Annotated in this window: 12 protein-coding genes; 2 read left to right on the top strand and 10 right to left on the bottom strand. The window is 74.8% G+C overall.

Annotation, left to right across the window (positions count from 1 at the left end):
• Positions 1–13: 13 nt before the first annotated feature.
• The 10 genes from tssG to tssA form a co-directional block, all read right to left on the bottom strand.
• Positions 14–1,123, bottom strand: coding sequence for a type VI secretion system baseplate subunit TssG (gene tssG / locus ACTIGN_RS28195; RefSeq protein WP_439630179.1), 1,110 nt, complete (start codon positions 1,121–1,123; stop codon positions 14–16).
• Entirely contained in the window at positions 1,120–2,970 is a 1,851-nt protein-coding gene (gene tssF / locus ACTIGN_RS28190) for a type VI secretion system baseplate subunit TssF (RefSeq protein WP_439630177.1), read from the bottom strand. Before tssF ends, tssG begins: the two co-directional genes overlap by 4 nt.
• Complete coding sequence (tssE, locus tag ACTIGN_RS28185; protein WP_439630176.1) at positions 2,967–3,455, bottom strand: type VI secretion system baseplate subunit TssE; 489 nt, start codon at positions 3,453–3,455, stop codon at positions 2,967–2,969. Before tssE ends, tssF begins: the two co-directional genes overlap by 4 nt.
• 3 nt (positions 3,456–3,458) lie before the next feature.
• Entirely contained in the window at positions 3,459–4,256 is a 798-nt protein-coding gene (locus ACTIGN_RS28180; RefSeq protein WP_439630174.1) for a type VI secretion system accessory protein TagJ, read from the bottom strand.
• A gap of 65 nt (positions 4,257–4,321) precedes the next feature.
• On the bottom strand, positions 4,322–4,873 hold the full coding sequence (locus tag ACTIGN_RS28175; RefSeq protein ID WP_439630172.1) for a hypothetical protein: 552 nt from the start codon (positions 4,871–4,873) through the stop codon (positions 4,322–4,324).
• A 40-nt stretch (positions 4,874–4,913) separates the two neighbouring features.
• The gene (locus tag ACTIGN_RS28170) at positions 4,914–5,372 is read right to left on the bottom strand and encodes a hypothetical protein (RefSeq protein WP_439630170.1); all 459 of its coding nucleotides are present in this window, start codon (positions 5,370–5,372) and stop codon (positions 4,914–4,916) included.
• Between the two features lie 156 nt (positions 5,373–5,528).
• Positions 5,529–6,026, bottom strand: coding sequence for an Hcp family type VI secretion system effector (locus ACTIGN_RS28165; protein WP_439630168.1), 498 nt, complete (start codon positions 6,024–6,026; stop codon positions 5,529–5,531).
• A 76-nt stretch (positions 6,027–6,102) separates the two neighbouring features.
• The gene (gene tssC / locus ACTIGN_RS28160) at positions 6,103–7,584 is read right to left on the bottom strand and encodes a type VI secretion system contractile sheath large subunit (RefSeq protein WP_439630166.1); all 1,482 of its coding nucleotides are present in this window, start codon (positions 7,582–7,584) and stop codon (positions 6,103–6,105) included.
• A gap of 2 nt (positions 7,585–7,586) precedes the next feature.
• Positions 7,587–8,102, bottom strand: a complete 516-nt coding sequence (gene tssB, locus ACTIGN_RS28155) for a type VI secretion system contractile sheath small subunit (protein WP_439630164.1) — start codon at positions 8,100–8,102, stop codon at positions 7,587–7,589.
• Between the two features lie 107 nt (positions 8,103–8,209).
• Positions 8,210–9,262, bottom strand: coding sequence for a type VI secretion system protein TssA (tssA, locus tag ACTIGN_RS28150; protein WP_439630162.1), 1,053 nt, complete (start codon positions 9,260–9,262; stop codon positions 8,210–8,212).
• A 156-nt stretch (positions 9,263–9,418) separates the two neighbouring features.
• Between tssA and ACTIGN_RS28145 the strand changes: the two genes are divergently transcribed.
• Positions 9,419–14,365 (top strand): hypothetical protein, encoded by a 4,947-nt coding sequence (locus tag ACTIGN_RS28145; RefSeq protein WP_439630160.1) that lies wholly within the window; start codon positions 9,419–9,421, stop codon positions 14,363–14,365.
• A gap of 36 nt (positions 14,366–14,401) precedes the next feature.
• A complete protein-coding gene (locus ACTIGN_RS28140) occupies positions 14,402–19,120 on the top strand; it encodes a carboxypeptidase regulatory-like domain-containing protein (RefSeq protein ID WP_439630158.1) in 4,719 nt (1,572 codons plus the stop codon).
• Positions 19,121–19,176: the final 56 nt, after the last annotated feature.

Below are 19,176 nucleotides of genomic sequence, written 5' to 3'. Positions count from 1 at the left end.
CTGGGGCACGGGGTCACTCCGTCCTGGCGCGAAGGAGCCGGCTGCACCGGAACGCGGCGTCGGCCGCGTCGGCCGCGCTCGCACGCTTGCCCACCCAGGCGTTCCACCCGAGCCGGGGGCCGGGGCCGCCCCTGGCCAGTTGCGCGACCGGCACGTCGGCCGCGCGCAGGACGAGCCGGACCTCGAAGTCGAGGGACGCCCGAACGTAGAACCGGGTGAGTTCGGCGAGCAGGAACAGTTTACGCCGCCCGGCCGCCTCGTCCGGCAGGAAGCTCACGAACTGCTCGAGGTCGAGCGGGCCGATGCGGACCCGGAACCCGCCGTTGGCGTCCCACAGGCGGCGGCCGACGACCAGGCTCACCCCGAGTTCGTCGTTCTGCCCGCGGCGGCCCAGGCGGGTCTGGTTCACCACCGACAGCGGCCGCCACCGCCCGGTGAGTTGCTCGACCGCGACCGGCGCGCCGAAGTAGTCGGTGAGCATGCGCTCGAGCCCGGCCGCCGACCGCGCCGGGTGCGCGAACAGCCCGGCGTACCGGACCAGCGAGCCCTCCTCCATCACCCCCGGGTCGCCGGGCGCCGCGGGGGCCGCCATGTGGACCCGCAGCCGCTGAACGAACGACGGCATCCCGAGCCCCGCGAGGCTCAGCGCCACCGCCGTCACCGGGTCCGGCCCGGCCCCGGCCCCCGTGCGGCCGTAGGCGACCGGCAGCCGGTACTTCGCCCACGCCCGGTAGAACAGCGACAGCATCCGGTGGTTGAACGTGTCGAACCAGTCGGCCAGCGCCCGCCGCTCCGGGTTGTCCGCCGCCCGCTGCTGGGCCAGGACCATCTGCGAGTAGAACTCGGGGAGCACGCCGGACGGCCCGGTCAGCCCGAAGAACGCGACCACCATCTTCGGCGGGGCGTCCGGGGCAGCGGCGAGCCCGGCGACCGCGCTCGGGGGGAACGCGAGCCCGGGAACCGCGCCGAAGTTGACCGCCTCGGCCCGCGGCGGCCCGTCGCGGCCGACCGGCTTGCCGCCCGACAGTTCCAGGAGCCACACGGCCTGGAAGAAGTCGAAGGCGTGCGGCTCGGCGAACAGCCGGCCGGCGACGGAGTCCGGGGGGGGCGGGGCGGGGCTCATAGCAGCGGCTGCTCCCCGGCCCGCGGGGGCCACTGCGCGAACGCCCCGTCCGCGCCCCGGAGCCGGGCGGTCAGTTCCGTGAACGAGTTGAGCGCCGCGTGGAGCGCGAAGAACCGCTCCAGCACGCTCGCGAACAGGTACGCGCCGGCCCCGACGAACTTCTCCTCGTCCAGTTCCAGGTCGATCGCCAGCCCGCGGCAGAACCCGCCGGACGACAGCTTCCCGACCCGGCGGACCACCGGCCGGGCCGCGACGTGCGTGACCCCGTCGATCACCTGGTTCCCCGCCCCGCGCCGCGCCGGGTCGGTGGCCCCGTGGTCGTACAGTCCCAGGAGCGTCCGCAGCGCGTCGGCCCCCGCGTCGCCCCCGTCGAGGGTCAGGTGGTTCAGGTTCAGGTGCGAGATCAGCCGCCAGTACGCGCCGCGGGCCGGCGGCGGGCGGGACGGCGCGGTCGGCCCGGACAGGCACCGGACCCGCGCGATCGGCCCGGCGACCTCCGCGCTGAACGCGACCCGCCCGCCCGCCTGGCGCAGGATCAGAGGCAGGTCGCGGTTCGTGCAGGTGGTCCGCACGACCACGACCCCGTCGCCCGGGGACGCCGGGCGGAAGTCGAGGTCCACGAGTTCGAGGTAGGACTCGGTCCCCTTGTCGTCGGCCGACTCGGCCGGGCGGCGGGTCGCGTGCCAGAACGCCCGCCCCGGCCCCGCCCCGTACCGGATGCCGAAGAACGGCCGGAACTCGGTGTCGGCCCCGCCGGGCAGCGTCGCCCGCACCGCCTCGACCGAGTACACCTCGGTCCCGAGCGGGGCCGCCACGTCCGGGACCACGCGGTACTCGGTGCGGGCGTGCGTCAGGTTGATCGGCTCGGCGGTCTGCTCGAACAGGTTCACGGCCGGCGCGCACCCGGTCCGGAACGTCCCGGCCTCGACCCCCTGTTCGAGCAACGGCCGGGTCCGCCGGGCGAACACCAGCACCTCGACCCGCCGCCCGCCGGCGACCGCGCGGGCCCGCTCGAACCCGCCCAGGTCGATGAAGTTGAACTTGTCCGGGAACGCGAAGTACTCGGTGAGCAGCCGGTACGCGGGCAGCGCCTGCGGCGGGGCCGGGACGAGCCCCTCGTCCGGCCCGAACCCGACGGGGAAGATGCAGTCCTTCGCGGCGAGCGTCACCCGGTTGTCGCCGGCGGGGTCCTTCGCCGCCGCCGGGTCGCGGAACGCCACGCCGACCGGCTTGTTCAGGAGCGCCTCGTACAGGTCCGCGACGAGCTGGGCGTCGCCGTTGAGGAACAGCCGGAGCCGGTCGAGCTTCAGGTCGGCGAACCGCAGCCCGCTCGGGATCTCGAGCCCGAGCCGGAGCACCGCCGCGGTGCCCGGGGGCGGGCGGAAGTCCCGGGGGAACGGCGGCGTCACCCAGTCCGCGGCGCTCACGACCACCGGCCACAGGTCCACGGGGTACGCGGTCCGGTACCGGCACGGGACGCCGCTCACCGGCGGGGTGCGGAGCCGGGTGCCGACCGGGAGGGTGAACCCGGTCGGGGACGTGAGGCCCGCGGGGTCCGGCTCGAACTGCACGACCGCGAACGACGGGACCGGGGCGAGGTAGTGCGGGTACATCACCCCGAGCAGGGCGGTCGTCAGCTGCGGGAACTCGTCGTCGAGCTTGTGCTGGACCCGGCCGGCGAGCAGCGCGAACCCCTCCAGGAGCCGCTCGACGTGCGGGTCCACGCTCCGGTTCGGTTCGAGCAGGAGCCGCCCGGCCGTCGCCGGGTACTGGCGGGCGAACTCCTGGGCCGCCTGCCGCAGGAAGTACAGCTCCTTCTCGTAGTACGGGTACAGGCTTCGGCTCACGTCTCCCTCGCCACGACCGCGGTTTGCCCGGAGCCCAGTTCCAGCACCGTCTCGAACTCGATCGTCGGCCCGGGGTCGATCCGGAGCGTGCCCTCGATCTTGAACTTCAGCCGCCGCTCGGCCGGGTGCTCGGGCGGCACCACGACCGCCCGCACGCCGCGGATCCGCGGCTCGTGCCGGGCGATCGCGTCGGCCATGAGCCGCCCGATGGCCTCGCGGTCCGGCCCGCTGATCGCCCGCCGCGACACGAGTTCCGGCATTCCGAAGCTGTACACGGACCGCGCCAGTTCCGGGAACAGGGCCAGGTCCGGGTCGGTGTTCTGGCGCGTGTTCAGCAGCGCCTCGACGTCGCGCCGCACGGCTTCGAGAACGAGCGAGAGCGGGACGCCGGTCGCCGAGAGTGCCGGCCCGGTATCGGCCGCCAGCAACCGGTCGAGGACCGACGGGAGGAGGTTGCGGATCGGCGGGCCGGGGGCGGGCGGCATGGGTCACCCGGCCTTCGGTGGTGCGGGGGACACACTCAACTCGCGGACCTCGACGAGGCCCACGTCCGCGTCGCCGATCAGGACCGTTCGGTGCCCGTGGCCGCGAACCCCTCCCGCCCCGCTCTCCCAGGCGGTCGCGCGGCCGAGCTTCACGGCGTCGTCCGCGGACTCGTACGAGTCGGGGTAGAGCGCCGGCAGGAACACGTCGCCGGAGGACTCGTCCGCGAGCGTCAACCGCGCCGGGACGTAGAGCGTGTCCCGCGGGAACTTCGGCGGGTTGGCGGACAGGCCCGCGACCTGCTCGAACGGCACCCAGAAGTACTTCCCCTGGGCGAACACCTCGAGGACCGTGCCGAACAGGTCGTCGGCGTCGCGAAGCCCCTCGAACGGCGCGCCGTTGAGCGAGCCGGTCAGGTCCGGTGCGGCCCTGTCGGCCGCGGCGAACGACTCCGCAGCGGCCGCGCCGGTCGGGTCCCTGAGCGCCTCGACCCGCAGCCTCGCGTGTTCGGGCACCTCGCCGAAGAACGCCGGCGGCTCGGCCTTGCCGGCCAGCGCGGCCCGGCGGGCCTTCTCGGCCGCGAGGACGCCCCGGTACGCCTCGGCGGACGCGACGAGTTCGGGCGTCTCGGCCCGGACCGCGTCGAGGTGCTTGGCGGCCCGGTCCAGGTCGCCGGCGAACAAGAGGAGTTCAAAGAGGAACGTGCGGACGCCCGCGTCGCCGGGACGGGCCTTCACCGCGGCGACCTGGGCGGCGATGGCGTCCGCGAGCCGACCATTCCGGAACAGTTCGGTCGCCGTCATGGAGCGCGCCCGGGGTTAATGGCCATCGTCATAGTTACGACCGAAGTCGACGTCGGGGAAGCGGGTTAGTCGTCCTCGCCGTCGTCGTAGTAGTTGAACTCGGTATCGGAGTCCGACACCGGATTCTTCTGGGAGGCCAGGGAGATCCGGTCGCAATACTTGGCCAGGTCGCGTGCGGTCCACTTGAACAACACCTTGGGGCTGTGAACGCCGTACTCTCGCTTCGCCCCGGCCCCCTTGAGCAGCCGCGCCATCCACGAGAAGGGGCCGGACATCTCAGCGCCGAGAACGTTCGACTTCCCGATTTTGGCACTCCCGAAATCGGATTCCCCGGTCGGGCGTGTGTTCGTCCTCGCCCAAATCGGCATGAAGCTCACGTCGAGTTTGGTCCGCCGGAACGTGAACACAAGGTGTTTCGCACTGGACGCGGTGGCCGGCACCAACCGGGCCGTGTTTGGGACGGCCCCGGTGTAGTCCGTGATCGGGCCGCCGGCGGTGTCGGGTGCCCAGAACCACCTGGCGTACGAGGACACGCGGAACGCTGCTCGATCCCCGAAGATGTAGACGTCAACGTCCACGGTCGAACTCCCATCGAGTAGGTTGCTGACCCACGCCACGCCTCATCCGGGCGATCGCCGGTGGCGACCGCCCCGCGGGTCAGTCGCCGGAGGCCCCGGCCCCCGTCTCTGCTTTCTTCTGGATGGCCAGGGCGAGCTCGTGACAGTACCGGGCGAGGTCGCGAGCGGTCCACTTGAACAACACCTTGGGGCTGTGAACGCCGTACGATTCCTTGGCCCCTGCGCTCTTGAGCAGCCGCGCCATCCAGGAGAACGGGCCGCCCAGTTCGACGCCAAGAACGTTCGACTTCCCCCGCGGGGGGGCCGCTCGGAAGTACGCCAACATCATCAAGTGTTCGCCGTTCAGATTGGTCCGGTTGAACGGGAAGAAGGCACACGGCGGTTTGGAAAGCCACCGGATCCGGCGGCCCGTGTTCGGGACCGGCCCGGTGTACTCGGCGGGCTCCCCGTCGTCGCCGCCCGGCGACCAGAAGACCCGGCTCGAAGAGGACGTTTGGAAGGCCGTGCGGTCGCCGAAGATGTACACGTCAATGTCCACGGTCGAGGTCCCGTCGGGTGGGCGGGTCGGAAGCCGCAGCGGTGGCGCCGGGCCGCCGTCCGCCGTACCGCAGTTTGTTTTGTTTGGGAGGCGTTGCTGCCGGGTCCGACACGCGAAGGCCGGGCCACCGGGGGTCCGGCCCGCGGGAACCCGCGGTCACTTTGGCTGGTTCTGGGTCACGTCCCACCCGCCCTCGACCGGACTGTCGCCGGTCCCGTCCGGCTTCTGCGGCGTGTACTTGACGTGGACCGAGCCGAACGAGAGGCTCAGCGATTCCTCCACCGTTTCGCCCTTGGCGTCAGTCACGTACTGATTCAGGCCGCTGATGTACACTTCGGTGAACGTGTAGACGAGGTACGAGAGCGCGTCCTTGCCGGCCTTCCGCACGGTCAGCGTCGCCGTGGCAAAGTGGTCGCCGGCGGCACACATCTGGAACAGCACCGCCGACGACTTGTCGACCTTCTTGGTGCACGTCAGGGGCGAGAAGCTGACCTTCCCGCTGCCGGCCCCCGTCGTCGCGGAACCGATGCTCGCCGGGTTGTCCATGCCGATCGAGAACCCCTGGAGTTCGATCTCGCCGGGGTGCTTCTTGTCGGTCGACTCGCCCTTGGCCTTGGTGCCGTCGGCGAACTTCAGGAAAATGTCCACTGCCATGCCGTGCCATCCTTTCGAGGGGGACTGTGCCGCTGTCAGAGTGTACGAAGACTACTGTGTCCACTGTTCGCGAAAATCACGCCTTCTTCGGGATCTCCGCGACGAGCCGCATGCTGGTGGACAGCGTCTCGAGCTGGTAGTGGGGCCGCAGGTACGCGACGGCCTCGAACCACCCCGGCTTGCCCTTCACCGGCTGAACCCGGACCTCGGCCGCGGCCAGCGGCTTCTTCGCCTTGGTCTCCTCGCTCGCCGTCTCGGGGTTGCCGACGACGTAGTTCATGATCCACTCGTTGAGCCAGCGGGCGACGTCCTCGGCCTCCATCATGGTGCCGATCTTGTCGCGGGCCATCACCTTCAGGTAGTGGGCGAACCGCGACACGCTGAGCATGTAGTTGAACTTGGTGGACAGTTCCGCGTTCGCGTTGGCCGCGGCGTCGAAGTACGCCTTCGGCTTCTGGGCCGACTGCGCGCCCATGAACACCGCGAAGTCGCGGTTCTTGCTGTGCAGCAGCGGCATGAACCCGAGGTTCGACAGCTCGAACTCGCGGCGGTCCGAGATGGCGATCTCGGTCGGGGTCTTCATCGCCTTGTCGCCGTCGTCGGTCGCGAACGTGTGGATCGGGAGCCCCTCGACCTTGCCCCCGCCCTCGACCCCGCGGGTCCGCATGAACCACCCGTCCTTGGAGAACGCGTCGGTGACCCGGGCCGCGTACGCCCACGACGAGTTCATCCACTGGTACTTGTCGTGGTCGGTGCCGTCGACCGTCTCCTCGAAGTTGAACTCGGCGACCGGGTTCGTGCTGGCCCCGTACGGGAGCCGGGCCAGGACCCGGGGCAGCGTCAGGGCGACGTACCGGCTGTCCTCGCTCTCGCGGAACGACTTCCACTGGGCGTACTCGACGCCGTCGAAGATCTTCGTGAGGTCGCGGGGGGCCGTGAGTTCGGTGAACGACTCGAGGTTGAACATCTTCGCGCTGGCGGCCGCCACGAACGGCGCGTGGGCCGCGGCCGCGACCTGCGACATCCTCTTCAGGAGGTTCTGGTCCTCCGGCCCGCGGCCGAACTCGTAGTCCCCGACGAGCATCCCGTAGGGCTCGCCGCCGAGCTGCCCGTACTCCTCCTCGTAGACCTTCTTGAACGTCGCCGACTGGTCGAACTCCGACGCCTTCTCCATGTCCTTGAGCAGGTCCTTCTTACCGACGTTCATCACCTTGATCTTGAGCGCCTCGCCGGTCTCCGAGTTGGTGACGAGGTACTTGAGCCCCCGCCACGTCCCCTCGAGCTTCTGGTAGTCCGGGTGGTGCAGGATCTCGTTGAGCTGGTCGGACAGCTTCTTGTCGAGCTGCGCGATCCAGAACTTGATGTTCTGCTCGACGTCCTTGGAGACCACCGACCCGGGCCGCACGACCTGGTCGAGGAACTGCTTGAAGTACCCGCGGGCGCGGTCGCTGTCCTGGCGGTCCTGGGGCCGGGTCGCGGCGATCACCTGGTCGAGGAGCCCGGGGGCCTCCGTCGTGGTCGCGGCGGCGCCCGCGGCGGCTTGCTGTTCGGCGGCCATGTTCACTTGCCCTCCGGCGGGGTCGTCGGGGTCAGTTCCTTCGCGAGCGCGGCGGCCCTCTCGGTGTTCGCCAGCACGTCCGCGAGGAGCGCCTCGAGCTTGTCGTTCCCCTCCATCTTCGACAGCAACTGCGTGAGCTGCTGCCGCATCGCGAGGAGCTCCTTGAGCGGGCCGACCTGCCCGGCGATCTTGGCCGGGTCGAAGTCGTCCATGCTCTTGAAGTTCAGCTCGACGGCGAGCTGCGAGTTCTCGTCGGTCAGCTTGTTCGGGACCTTCAGCGCCAGCCGCGGGGCCGACTTCGCGAGCACGTCGTCGAAGTTGTCGCGGTCGATCTGCACGAACTTCCGCTCCTTGAGCGGCTTGAGCGGGTCCTTCGGCTGGCCCGACAGGTCCGCGAGGACGCCGACGACGAACGGCAGCTCGACCTTCTGGAGCGCCCCGTTCGTTTCGACGTCGTAGGTGAGCTGGACGCGCGGGCGGCGCACGCGGTCCAGCTTGTGTTGGAGGCTCTCGGCCACTGGCGGGCTCCAGGTGGGGACTCGGAGGGGCGCGGGGCCCCGATATTGGGTGTCGAAGTGTAAATCCTACGGTACGCGCCGCCGCGCGGGCAAAAGGAAATTTCTTCTCACTCCGCCGCGGGGGGCGGGTCGATGGCGAGCTCGCGCTCCAGCTCGGCGACCACCGCGGAGTCGCGGACGAAGCTCTTGATCATCTCGTGGAACGGGAGCGCGCCGAGCGCGACGGCGCGGCGGACCAGGTACGGGACCGGGCTGTGCGGCTCGAGCGCTTCGAGGACGCGGGCCGCCTCGGCGAGCTGCCGGTACGCGGCGTCGCGGGTGGCCGGCGCGGCCGCGGCCGGTGGCGGCGCCCCGGCCCCCTGCGCCCCGGCGGGCGCGGCGTCGGGCGGGGCCGGGTCCGCGGCCGGGGCCGGCCCCTTCCGCTGCGCGATCAGTTCCACGAGCGCGCGGCAGTCGTCGATCGCCCGGCCGAGTTGCGTCATCCCCGGCGCGAGGTCGCCGAGCCGCTCGGTGAGCTTGGCCGCCAGCGCGTCGCGGGCCGCCTTGCACTCGCCGAGCACCGCAAGGGTGTCCTGGACCGCCGCGGGGGGCGCCGCCGCGGCCCCCTTCTCGAACGCCTCGGCGGCCGCCTTGTCCCTCCCCTCCTGCCCGCGCCGCCAGGTGAGCCACCCGAGCGGCACGTCCCCGCCGGGGAACAGCGGCACGCCGCGGACGGTCGACGGGAACCGGCCCCCGTGGTCCGCGTCGTCGAGCCACTCGAACGGGCCGGCGCGGAGGTCCAGGTCGGACGGGTCGTCGATCTTGGGCGCGAGCCGGTCCCAGCAGTCGGCGAGCAGCGCGGTGAGGAGCCGGAGCCCGTCGCGGAGCCCCGCGAACCCGAACCGCTGGGTCGCGGCCTCGGTGAGCCGGGCCGCGACGAGGAGGTCCTTCGCCTTGGTCGTGAGGCTGTCGGTCGCGACCCGGATCGCGGCGGCCCAGTCGGCCCGCTTCGCCTCGGCCGGGCGGGTCGGGTCGTCGGCCGCGAACGCGGACGGGTCGACCTCCCTGCGGGCCTCGTCGAGCTTCTCGCGGACGTCGAACGGGGTGGTCCCGCCGGCCGGGTCGGCCCCCGCGATTGGGGCGGTCAGAGCGGGGATGTCGAGTGTCGGGTCGGGCGGCATCGCGGGTGTCGGCCCTGGGTGGGGATGGGCGGTCGCCGGCCGGCGGCGGTGCCGATGGAGAGTGCGGGTGACCGAAGTATAGATGGTATATTGTGGGTGAGCCGGGGGAAACCGCGCCCCCGCCCCGACGAACAACCCCTGTTGCCGGTACATCCCATGCCGTCGCCATCGCCGCTCTGGGGCCCGGCCGCCGCGGCCGACCCGGACGCCCCGCAGAAGTGGCGGGCGGGAGCCCGCCCGCGCCGGGCGGTCGACCGCGTCGGTGCGGCGCTCGCGGCCGCCGCGGCGGTGGCGCTCCTCACGGGGTGGGCGCTGTTCGTGTGGGTCGGGCGGTGGTACTCCCCCCCGCGGCCGGTCGGGGTCGTGGTCGTCGCCGCGGGGTACGAGACGAACCTCGGGGTGCGGCTCAACGTGTACGGGCGGCGGTCGGCCGAGCGGCTCACCGACGGCGGGAACCGCACCCTCCGCCCGGTCGGCCCGCCGCTCCGCCTCCGCGCCGGCGAGGACTGGGCGCGGGACCTCGACGCGGCCGCCGCCGGCCCGACGGTGCTCGTCTACTTCGCGCTGCACGGCGGGGCCGACGCGACCGGCCCGTACCTGATCTGCGACGACGCCGACACGCGCCTGACGGACCGGAACCTGGTCCGGGTCCGGGCCGTGATCGCCCGCCTCGCCGCGCTCCCGGCGGACCGCACCAAGGTGCTCGTGTTCGACGCGACCCACCAGCGGACCGACGTGGAGCGGGGGGCGTTCTGGAACGACTTCGCCCGGGCCCTCGCGGACCTCGACGCCGAGATCGCCGCGGTCCCGAACCTCGTGGTGGTCTCCGCCAGCGGCCCGGACGAGCGGTCGTGGGCCATCCCGGAGTACGGCGAGTCGGCGTTCGGGCACTTCTTCCGCAAGGCGCTCGCGGGGGACATCGGGGACCACCCGGGCGACTCGGTCGCGAGCCTCGACGAGGCCGTCGAGCAGACCGCGAAGCGGGTCCAGAACTGGGCGCGGTCGAACCGGGGCGTGAACCAGCGCCCGGTCCTGCTCCCGGCCGGGCCGGAGGGGGCCCGCCGGGCCGGCCGCGTCGTCCTCGGCCCCCGGGTCACGATCCCGGACCCGCCCCCGACGCCGCCGGCCCCGCTCCCGCCGGCGGTGACGGCGGCGTGGGCGACCGCCGAGGGGTTCGCGGCCCAGGCGTACCCGCCCGGCTCCTACGCCCCGAGCGAGTGGCGGCTGTACCTCGAACAGCTCCTCCGGTACGAGCACCTGGTCGAGGCGGACGACCACGAGAATGCCGCCCGGGTGCGGGCCGCGATCCGGGGGCTGGAGGAGCTCTTCCGCGCCGGGCCGGTCGAGAACCTCGGGTCGCTCGGCCTCGCGCTGCCGATGCCGGCCGCCATCGGCATTGATGACGCGCCGACCGCGGCCGCCCGAGCCGTCGCCGACGAGGTCCGCGACGCGACCCCGACCGAAGCGGCCAAGCGGTGGCAGGCGGCGCTGGCGTCGGTCGCCGGGAACCCGCGGGCCGAGGTGCTCCTCCGCCTCGGGGTCACGCGGCTGGTCCTCGAACAGGCCGCCGAGGACCCCGGGTTCCGGCGGGCCAAGGCGCTGCCCCTGCTGGCCGTGGTGCTCCCGCCGGTCATCGTGTCCCCGGCCGAGGTCGCGTTCCTCCGCCTCACGAGCCGCGACCTGCCGCAGCCCGGCCCGCCCGAGGACGTGCTGCGGCTGGCGCTGGAGACCCGGATGCTGGCCGAGCGGGTCGCGGTCTGGAGCCGCCCGGACGGGTGCGGGTACGCCGAGCGGATCGCCCCGTTCACCCGGTCCGGGGTCGGGGCCGGGGACCGCGAGCGGCTCCCGGCCCAGGACCTGCTGCTGTCGCCCGACCCGAGGAAGTGGGCCGACGCGAGGGCCGGGTTCTCGGCGGCGTGCGCGGCGTACCTCGACGCGGCCCGGGTCGGGAGCAGCGTCGCCCGCGCCCTGGCCGCCCGGGACCGCGCGTTCGCGGTCCTCCCGTTCGTGGCCCGCACCATCGCCACCCGCCAGCGGCCCCGGTCCCCGGACGAGGTGCGGAAGTGGGAGGAGTCGCTCGCCACCGCCGAGGCGGTCTGGGCCGACGCCCACCAGCTCGACCGCGACGTCCGGGCGGCCACCCTCGCCCCGAACCCGCACGAGCACGCGGGCGGGTTCGACGACCGGGCCGCGGCCGTTCAGGCGAACCTCGACGGGCTGGTCTCCGAACTCGTCTCGCGGTCCGAGTTCCTGTGCGGCGTGGACCTCCCGAGCGTGTGGCGGGACGCCGACGACGCGCTGAGCGTCCCGTTCCTGTCGGCCGACCTGCGGTCCCGGCTGATCGCGAACAAGCGGGCCGTGTCGTGGCGGTTCCTCACGCAGTCCAGTGGCGACGTGCTCCCCCCGGTGGCGGACGCGACCATGGCGACGTGGGCCGCGGACGAGTCGCAGCGGACCGGGCGGCTGGTGCTCGCGGCCGTCGGGCGGACCCGGTTCGACCGGTTCGCCGGCGACGCCGGGGACGGGTACGAGGTGACCGAGTTCCGGCTCCGCACGTTCCCGGTCGAGGCCGACGGGTGGAAGTCGCGGATGGCCGCGGGGGCCGCGTTCGTCCGGCGGTTCGACGCGGCCCCGGGCGTCCTCCGGGGGCTCCTCGACGAGGCCGCCGCCCGCACCGGGGACGGGCCGCTCGGGCCGCTCGCCGACGCCGACGCGCTGGCCCGCGTCCTCCCCGCCGGGGTCGCCCCGCACGAGGGGACCGACCCCACCGCCGCGTGCCGCCGCGCGTTCCTGTGCCGGCTCCTCACCCGCCTCGCCCACCGCACCTGGGAGGAGCACTGGTTCTCGTTCGACCCGGCCGACGAGCCGTACTACCGCCGGGCCGGGCGGCTGTTCGTCACCGACGCCGCGACCGGCGGCGACCCGGTCGCCGTTCGCGCGGTCCGCGAGTTGTTCGCCCGCCCCGGGGGGCTCGCGGTCCGGTTCGGCGACTCCGGCCTCGTGCTGACGACCGAGGCCGCGGTGACGGCCGCCGCGACCCTGGCCCCGGACGGCGAGCGGCCCGCGGTGCCGAGCGGCTGGGCCGTCTGGCGGGCCGACCCGGGCGCGGGGCTCGCGTGGGGCGGGCCGGCCGGCGGGCCGCCCCCGGTCGCGGTCGGCGACGCCCCCGCGGCGCTCACCGTCCCGCTCGTGAACCAACTGCTCGTTCCCAACGAGGACGCGCCCCCCGCGACGCCGGCCCCGGTCCCGTCGCGGGTCGCCGTCCACGCCCTGTTCCGCGGGCAGCGCATCGCGGGCACGCTCCCCGTGACGGTGTACCCCCGACCGGTCGTCGCCGAGAACGAGTTCCCGCCGCCGCGGCGCGCGAGCCTCGCGGTCCGTGCGCCGCAGGGGCTCATCGAGAAGTACGGGGCGGCGACCGGGGCGGTCGCGTTCGTACTCGACTGTTCGGGGAGCATGGGGGCACCCGAGGGCGAGCCGTTCGGCCCGACCGCGAAGTTCGCCCAGGCGGTGAAGGTGTTCGAGGAGGTGCTTCGCGACCTCCCGGCCGGGACCACCGTGAGCGTGTGGGCGTTCGGGCAGGCGACCGGCCCCGGGAAGACCGTGGACGACGCCGAGCGGACCATCACCCGCGTCGTGCCGCCCACCCGGTGGGACCCGGACGACGCAAAGGCGGCCGAGGCGCTCCTCAAGCGGGTCCGCTACCCGGCCCTGGAGCCGTGGAACGAGTCCCCGGTGCTGCGGGCGATGCTCGAGGCGCGGGCCGACCTGGACCGGGCGACGGGCTACAAGACGATGGTGGTGCTCACCGACGGGGCCGACAACCGGTACGAGAAGGACCGGGTCGTGAACCCGCGGGGGAAGGCGGTGCCGGCGGTGCTCCGCGACGAGTTCCGCGGCTCCGGCGTCGCCGTCCACGTCGTCGGGTTCCGGTTGCCGAAGGCCGAGGAGGCGCTCGTCCGCAAGCAGTTCGAGGCGCTCAAGGAACTGGACCCGCCGGGCTCGTTCACCCCCGCCGGGGACGTCGCGGAACTGGAGGCCGCGCTCCGGCGGGCGCTGCGGCGCTCGGTCCGCTACCAGATCCTGACGCCCGAGAGCGTGCTGCGGCCCGGCGTCCCGGACACCGGCCTCGCGGTCGGCGTCGCCGGCGGCGGGGACCGGTGGTTCGCCCCCGGGCTGCTCCCCGGGGCCGAGCGGGTGCGGGTGCTCGCGTCGCCGTACCTCGTTCGTGAGGTCGATCTCGCGGCCGGCGACCGGTTGCTGCTCGACCTGCGCGAGGACGCGACCGGCTTGCAGGTCGGCCGGGCCGCCTACGCCGCGACCGACTTCCCCGGCCGCCCGTGGGCCGCGGCCCGCGACTGGCGGGTGACCGTGGCCCAGAACCAACGGGTCGGGACCGGCACGTCCGCACTGGTGCTGATGGAGCGGGCGTTCGACCCGGCCGAGCGGACCCTCATCCAGCCGCGGCCGAAGCAGGTGTGGTTCGACCTCCGCCCCGCCGGGGACGGGCCGCCGGTGGCGGTGACGTGGGCGCACACCCCCGGCTACCCGGCGGCCGCGTGGTCGGTCGACACCCCGGGGTGGCCGGACCGCGCCGGCGGCGGCCCGGCCACCCCGGTCCTCACCGCGTGGTGGAACCCGGACCAGGAGCCGACCGTGGCGTCCCGGCTCGACCGCGGGATCGACTTCCGCACGCTGAGCGAGATCGGGGGCCGGAAGCTGTTCGCCGACGGCGACCCCGTGCGGGTTCTCGGTGCCGCGGTCGAGTCGCACGTCGTCGAGGTCGCCCCCGGGGTACGGGAGCGGGTCAGTTGCCTCGCGGTGCGCGTGGCGCACGCCCCGGGGAACCCCGTGCGGGTCCGCGTGAAGGGGCTCGCGCACGACGGGACCGCCTCGTGGTACTACCCCGCCGCCGGGCGGGCCACGGCGCTGTTCTGGCCGGTCGATGCCGCAGCCGCCGAGAGGCTGGCCGCGGTCGAGTTGGTGTCGCTCCGCGCCCTCCGGCGCGAGGCCGAGGCCCGGGGGTTCACGGCGACGTTCACCGACCTCCTCGCCCCCGACCCCGCCGACACCCGGCCCCCCCCGCCGCTCCCGCTCCCGTGAAGCTCCGACCCGCGCCACCCGAACCCCCGGCCGCCCGTGCCCGACCCGCTCCCCGCCGGAACTCCTGCACGGCGCCCGGCCGCTCCCGGTGCCCGCCGGTTCGCGGCCGCGGCGCTGACGCTCGCGCTGGCCGGGGCCGCGGTCGGCGTCGGGTCGTGGGTCCGGCCCCTCCCGGCCCCGTACTTCGTCCCCCTCTGGGTCACGCAGTACCGCAGCCGGGCCGTCCCGGACCGCTCGGAGACCGACGCGGACCGCGCCGCGGTGCAGGCCGCGGGGTTCTTCACCCGGCTCGCCAACAGCGATTCGAGCCAGGAGGGGCTGCTCCTCACCCGCGAGATCGACCAGCTCCAGCGGCTCGGGCCGAACGAGAACCTGGTCCTTTATTTGAGCGGGTTCGCGCGGGTCCGGGGTGGGGGCGACGTCGAGTTCATCCCGGCCGACGCCGACCCGCCCGGGGGCCGCGAGGGGCTGTCCCTGCGCGACGTGCTCCGGAAGGTGAAGGCCGCCGCGCCGCGGGCGAAGCTGGTCGTGCTCGACCTCGCGGGGCCGCCGCCCGACCCGCGGATCGGGTACCTCTGGACCGACCCGACGGCCCACGTGCCGGCGCTGGTCGCGGCCGTCGAGGCGGAGCACCGGGCCGCGCACCCGGCGGCGCGCCCGGACTGGCTCGTGCTGTGCTCGGCGAGCCCCGGGCAGACCCCGTTCGGGAACCGCGTGCTCGGCCGGTCGGTGTTCGGGTACTACTTCGAGACCGGGCTCCGCGGCGCGGCCGTGCCGTACGACCCGAGCGGCCGCGTCGGGCGGCGCGTGACGGTGCGGGGGCTGGCGGCGTTCCTCCGGTCCCGCGTGGACCGCTGGGTCCGGGAGAACGAGGGCCGCCGCCAGATCCCGGCGCTGCTCGGCGACGGGCCGGACTTCGACCTGGTCTCGGCCGCCGGCGGCGACACCCCCACGCCCGGGGTCGCGCCGGACGGCCCGGTGCTGGGCGGGTGGGACGCGCTCGCCCGGTGGCGGAGCGACGGCGGGCTGTCGGCGGCCCCCCGGGTCTACGTCCGGCTCCAGGACGAGCTCCAGGTGGCCCAGGCGGGCCGGCGGTTCGGCGCGGCCGACGACCGCGGGTTCGGCGACCTGGCCACGGACCTCGGCCGGTTCGACCGCGAGATGGCCGCCGCGCGCGCCGCCCCGAAGCGGCCGGTCAAGGTCGTGTCGCTCGCGCTCGCCCGCGTGTTCGGCGCGGCCGACGACCCGGCCGCGGGCGAGGCCACCGACGCGCTCCTCGCGGCCGGCCGCGACGCGGCCGCGCTCGCCCCCGCGGGGCGCGAGGCCGCGGTCGCCAAGGCGGTCGCCGGGTTCGTCACGGCGACCGAGGGGAAGCCCCCGTTCGCGGTCGAAGCGGCGGTCGTGGCCCGGGGCCAGATCGCGGCCGCCCGCCCGGCCGACCTCCTGCTCCTCGACCGCGCCCTGGCCGAGCGGAAGGTGCCGCTCGCGCACATCGAGGCGTACTTCCTCCGCCGCCTCGCCGAGTTGGCCCGGCGGGCGCCCGCGGACCAGTGGCCCGCCGAGGTCGCGCGGGCCGGGTTCGCGGCCGTGACCGCCTACGAGGCCGCCGCCGCCCGGCCCGACGCCCACCCGTGGACCGCCGCGGTCCTCAAGCAGGCGGCCGAGGCCCGGTGGGTGGGCGAGATCCTGTTGCAGTTCTGGGGCAGCGTGCCCCCGGGCGAGCCGGTCGAGCGGTTCCGCGACGCGGTCCGGTTGTCGTCGGCCGCGACCGCGTTCGCCGACGCCCACGCGGGCGGCCGCGCCGCCGCCGACGAGGCCGTGGCCGGGCTGGTCCCCGAGTCCACCGTGCTCGAGGACTTCCCGGACCGCGTGCCGCTCTGGAAGGCGCGGCTGCGGGCGACCGGCGACCTGCTCAAGCTCCTGGTGCCGCCGGCCGCCCCGCTCGACGCCACGGGCCTGCTCGAACAGGCCGACCAGTTGCGGCGGGCCGCCGCCGCGACCGGCGGGCTGACGGCCGCGATCGACCAGGTGACCGGCACCGCGGACGTGGACTGGGCCGTCGCCGCGGCCGCGGTCGAGCCGCCCCCCGCGGCGCTGATCCGCAAGATCGACTTCCTGTTCTCGCTCCCGCGGCTGAGCCCGGCCCGGCGGGCCGCGCTGAACCGGGCCGGGCTGGACCTGACCCGCCGGCTCGCCGAGCGCACCCTCGCGGCCGACCGGGCGGACGACGCGGCCGGGCACCGCACGCCCGTCGTGCTGTACGGCACGGAGGACGCGACCGCCGACCGGCGGGCCACGGCCGCACGGGCCGCGGTCCGGGCCGAGTGCAGCATCGCGATCCTCCGGTTCGCCGGCCTCCCGGCCGCGACCCTGGAGCCGCTCGACACGTTACTGGAGGCGGCCCGGCGCGGCGGGCCGGACGGGCCGGCCTGGGTGGACCTGTCCGCGGGGCTGGGCCGCGCCTGGGGCGACGGCCTCGACGACCTCGCCCGGGACGCGCCGGCCCCCGCGCTGGACGTGCTGGCGGTCCTCGCCCCCGCGTACATGCCGTCGCGGTACGACGCGACCGGTGCCGAGCCCCGGGTCGCCGCGCGGCGGGCGGCGTGGGCCGAGTTCTTCGGCTGGTCCGGGGTGGTCCACCGCCAGGTCGCGCGGGCCGGGTTCGACCGCGACTTCCTCGAAGCGGTCGCGTCCGCCGAACTCGCCGTCGGCACCGACGCGACCGTCCCGCCCCCGCTCATGACGTTCGACGACCCGCCCCCGCTCGTGCTGACCGCGGCCGGCCCCGCCGAGGTGCGGCTGGCGGTCCGGCACCCGGGCGGGGCCGTGGGCGAGCCGATCGCGGTCCGCGCGCTGCCGCCGGGCGACGCCGTCCGGGTCACCGCGGAGACGACGCCGTTCACCCCCGACCCGGCCGGGGGCGGCACCCTCGGCACGCTCGTCGTCCGCGCCGAGGTGGCGAACCCGGCCAGCCCGGGGCGCATTCCCGAGGGGGTGGTGATCGAGTTCCGCTCGGGCCAGCGGACCGCGTTCGTGGCGGTCGCGATCGACGGCACCCGGCTCGTGAACCCGGTCGAGATCGTCGTCGGCCGCTCCCCGATCGACCCGGTCGGGATCGGCGACGACGTGCGGGTCCGCCCGGGGGCCGGCGAGGCGCTGTACGTGTTCGTCCGCAACCGCGGCACCGCGAAGCGCGAGGTCGTGGTCCGGGCGGTTCCGCCGCTCGCGGGGGCCCCGGCGATCGAGGCGAAGGTCGCGGTCGGACCCGGCGAGACGCGCGCGGTCCCCTTCGCCGGTGCCGCGCCGCCCGCGGGCAAGCTCCCCACCGCCGCCCCGGCGTTCGACCTGCCCGGCGTGCTGCGGGTCGAGGTCGCGGACGCGGCCGACCCGGCCACGGTGGTCCAGTCCCGGACCCTGCGGCTCTCGGTCAGCGAGCCGTTCGAGTACGTGGAACTGTCGGCCGCGACGTTCGAACCGGTCGCCCCGCCGGCGCGGCCCGAGAACCGGCTCGCCGTGACCGTGCGGGCGCTCCGCGACCTGGGCGCGACCCCGTCGGTCGCCGCGCTGGTCGTCGATCCGTCGGGCGTCCCGGGGTTGCGCGGCATTCGTGCGGGCCGGTTCGCCGGCCGCGTCCCCGCGAACGGCGGCCCCGTCACGCTCGACGCCACGGGTCTCGTCCTCGACCCCGAGGCCCGGCGGCGGGGTCAGGTCAGCGTCACGGTCGACGGGGTCACGCGCGCGTTCCGACTGGGCGTGGACTTCGCCCGGACCGGCGACCCGGTCTCGCCCACCGTGGACGCGGCCCCGAACCTCGAACTCCGCGCCGCCCCGTCGCCGACCCCCGGCAAGTCGGTCGCGTTCCACATCGGCGCGGACCGGGCACCGCCGGGGGCCACGCTCGACGCCCGGCTCGTGCGGTCCGAGGCCGGCCGCGAACCGACCGACGAGGCCACTCGCGCCCTCCCCGCGTCGCGCCGCCGGACCGCGACCGTCGCCCCGGGGCCGGACGGCGGGCTCCACCTCGCCGCGGCGATCACCGACTGGGAGGTCGCGTGGGACGTGCCGCAACTCGTCGGCCGGCGAATGGTCGTCGCCCGGTTGCTCGCGGCCGACAAGACGGTCCTGGCGACGAAGGAACTCGCGGTCGTCCTCGACGACTCGCCGCCGACCGCGCCGGAGTTCCGCGGGCTACCCGAGCAGGTCAAGAAGGGGGCGGCGCTGCCGGTGACCGTGGAGGTGACCGACCCCGAGTCGGGCGTCGCGTCGGTGGCCCTCTTCGTCGGCAAGCCCGGCCCGGACGGGAAGCCGCCGGCGGGAACGACGATGATCCCCGCGGTGCGCTCGCCGTCCGACCCGGCCCGGTGGTCCGCCGTACTCCCCCTCCCCCGCGACAAACTCGGAACGGTCGACGTCTCGTGCGTCGCGGTGAACGGGGCCGGGCTCGCGTCTTCGGGGTTCGCGGCGGTCGAAGCGGTGGAGGCGCTGCCCGAGAAGCCGGCGGCGATCGCGGGGCAGTTGCGCGAGGGGACGCGGCCGCAGGCCGGGCTCGACGTGACGCTGTCCGACGCCCGCGGCACGGCGCTGTTCAAGGCCACCACGGACGCCGACGGCAAGTTCCTGTTCCCGGACCTCAAGCCCGGCGCGTACACGCTCACGGCCGAGAAGGTCGCGACCCGCCGCAGGGCGACCGCGACCGCCACCGCGACCGCCGGCGCGACCACGACCGCCGACCTCAACCTGTACCTCTCGCCGTGAGGCCGCGGCCGATTCGGTGTGCAACCAAGCCGGGCGAACCCTGAGCGCCAGCGAGG

The sequence above is a fragment of the Gemmata sp. genome (assembly GCF_051859125.1).
Classification (GTDB): domain Bacteria; phylum Planctomycetota; class Planctomycetia; order Gemmatales; family Gemmataceae; genus Gemmata.
The sequence above is the reverse complement of the archived record's forward strand: the minus strand, read 5'-3'. Positions and strand labels throughout refer to the sequence as shown.